Source organism: Steroidobacter sp., from assembly GCF_016790065.1.
In the GTDB taxonomy this organism is placed as follows: Bacteria; Pseudomonadota; Gammaproteobacteria; order Steroidobacterales; family Steroidobacteraceae; genus Steroidobacter.
Window position 1 is genome coordinate 1 of sequence record NZ_JAEUPY010000852.1, and the last position, 2,530, is coordinate 2,530.

The 2,530-nt window shown below is 60.8% G+C and carries 3 protein-coding genes; all 3 read left to right on the top strand.

The features are described from left to right. Window positions 1-134: 134 nt before the first annotated feature. Window positions 135-917 carry a tyrosine-protein phosphatase gene (locus tag JNL55_RS34300; RefSeq protein ID WP_293865485.1) on the top strand — a complete coding sequence of 261 codons (783 nt, stop codon included), beginning with the start codon at window positions 135-137 and terminating at the stop codon, window positions 915-917. Then, complete coding sequence (locus tag JNL55_RS34305) at window positions 914-2,329, top strand: phosphotransferase family protein (protein ID WP_293865488.1); 1,416 nt, start codon at window positions 914-916, stop codon at window positions 2,327-2,329. Before JNL55_RS34300 ends, JNL55_RS34305 begins: the two co-directional genes overlap by 4 nt. Beyond that, a partial coding sequence (locus JNL55_RS34310) for a hypothetical protein (RefSeq protein WP_293865490.1) occupies window positions 2,326-2,530 on the top strand: 205 nt, incomplete at its 3' end. The genes JNL55_RS34305 and JNL55_RS34310, both read left to right, overlap by 4 nt.

Here is a 2,530-nt window from a genome sequence, read left to right on the forward strand (position 1 = left end):
GTTTCGGAACACCGCGACGCTGGTGGCAGCCGGCGGCTATATCTCGGATCAACACCGCGAGTTGCTGCTGGGCGCGTGTGCCTTCATCGACTACGTCCAGTGCCGAGGGTTACTTGCGGAGCTATTGAAGTCTCATGATTCGGCTGCAGTGCGCGCCTAACTTTCTCGACTTCGGCGGCTGCCGGACGCGCGACGGCGGTCGTGTGCGTCGTGGGGTGTTGTTTCGTTCCGATCTGGCGGCCGATCCGACGCCGCGAGACCAAGCGTTGCTCGATCGTTTGCGGATTCGCACGGTGGTCGACTTGCGTACCTCTTCTGAACGCCGGCACACGCCGTCTTGTTGGCATGAGGCAGAAGGCGTTGACGTTGTGCATTTGGATCTCAATGGCGATCCACGCACCGGGGATAGTCATTTCGCGTCTTTGCTACGCGAAGATCCGACCGATCAGGGCGCTGCGCGGATGATGCGGAAGGTCTATGAGCACATGCCTCGCGCCGCTGCGCCAGGTCTTGCTGGTTTGTTCGACAAGCTGGCGGATGCGAGTGCTTTGCCGTTGGTGGTTCACTGTGCGGCGGGCAAGGATCGGACTGGGTTTCTGTGTGCGGTGTTGCTGTTGTCGCTAGGAGTGCCGCGTGAGACGGTGATGCGCGACTACATGAAAACGGCTCGCCGCCGTCATCGAGAGCGGCAAGAGAGCAGAATCGCAGCCACCATCACGGCGATGATCGGCGCCACGCCGACGCCGTCGACGATGGATATGATAATGAGCGTGCGACGAGACTTTCTCGCGAGCGCGCTGGCGCAGATTCTGACCGAGCACGAGACCATCGAGGCGTATCTGCGAACCGCCGGCGGCGTTTCCCCCGAGAAGCTGCGCGCAGTAAGAGCAACTCTTACCGAGCGGGAGCCACGATGAGCGTCGTTCATTATCTATCGGCCGTCATCGCGGAATTGGAGGCGAGCATTCGGCCCGAGCTGCAATCCGCCGGTGCACGGCAGGCGCTGTACGGCTGCCAGCGCGTGCTGCTGCGAGCAGCGGAGCAACTCAAAACCGCGGCTCTTTGCGAGCCCGACTATCAAGGCCGTACCGAAGCAACACAGCTCGTGTTGGAACAGTTCGGGCTAGAGAACCTTCTCACCGCCGGGCCGCAACGAGACCAAGCGCGTGCTGCCAGTGATCGAGCGATCGAGCTGCAAGCGTCAGGTGTCGCGAGCAGCGACGCCGAATTCCTCGATCTGCTGCGTGAAGAAAGCCAACTACTCCAACAGCGCGAAGCCCAGACAGAAAACTACTGGCGCTCTTTGCTGACGGCGCGTGGCGGGCACGTCGCCGACACAACAGACATCCGATCCCGGCTCGAACAATATCTTCGCCGGCACAACTCAAACGATGGCCGCGTAGCGGAATTGCAATGGCTCTCCGGCGGCCGAACCAAGCAGACCGCGTTACTAACTTTGGAAGGATTCGACGGTCTGCCCAACAGCGCAGTGCTGCGCAAAGAAGTCACCGGCGTCACTCTGCAAACCTCGCTACGCGACGAATACCCGCTGCTCCAACACCTCAGTGCCCATTCGAACTCGCTCCGTCTACCGCGCCCCTATTTATTCGAAGACGACGAAAGCGTCCTCGGTGGCCGATTTGCGCTGGTGTCGCACCTCCCGGGTCGCATGGCCGGCGGGGCCTTCAGCGCTCATCCTTCGGAAGCATTGGCACTGGGACTGGCTGAACAGCTAGGCATCCTGCATTCGTTACCAGTCGAACCGGCGCGACACTTGTTCGCCGCCTCAAGACAACAACAGAGCAAAGCCGACTTCGCCGCGGCACTCGAAGCAATGCGCATCGAGTGGACGACCAATGCACGCACACCGAGCGTAACCGCGATAGCGGCGTTCGCTTGGTTACGCGACAACCTTCAGCACGCCGAAGGTCTAACCGCCATCGTCCACGGCGATTGTGGATTTCATAACGTGCTGGTGCACGAAGAGGGGCTCGGCGCATTGCTCGACTGGGAGCTGGCTCATCTAGGTCATCCGGCGGAAGACCTGGGGTACATCCACTCGGTGATCGAGACCATGACGACGTGGCCCAAGTTCATGGCCGCCTATCACGCAGCGGGCGGGCTGCGAGTGAGCACGAGAGCGGTGCATTTCTTCACCGTCTGGAAGTCGTTGTGGCTCGCAACCATCATCCTGCGCGCAAGGCAACTCTTCGAAGACGCGCCGCCAGCCTCAGTGCACTTTGCCGAAGCACCGTCCGACCAGTCGCCAATGATGCTGACGAGATTGTCGCGTGAGTTGATCGAGGCGATGACTGAGGAGGGCCAGTGACCTCGAACAAGTCGCTCGACTACATGACCAGCGATGCGCCGGGCTTCGGCTCGGTGAGCGCGGCCACCGATTATCTATTGGCGGATATCCCCGAACGCCATCCGTCCGCCACCGAAACGTATTGGTTCAACTTCGTTCAACCAGAGCATGCTCTGGTTGGCGAGGTCTATCTGTGGGTACATTCGAATCTGCGCTCCTGTA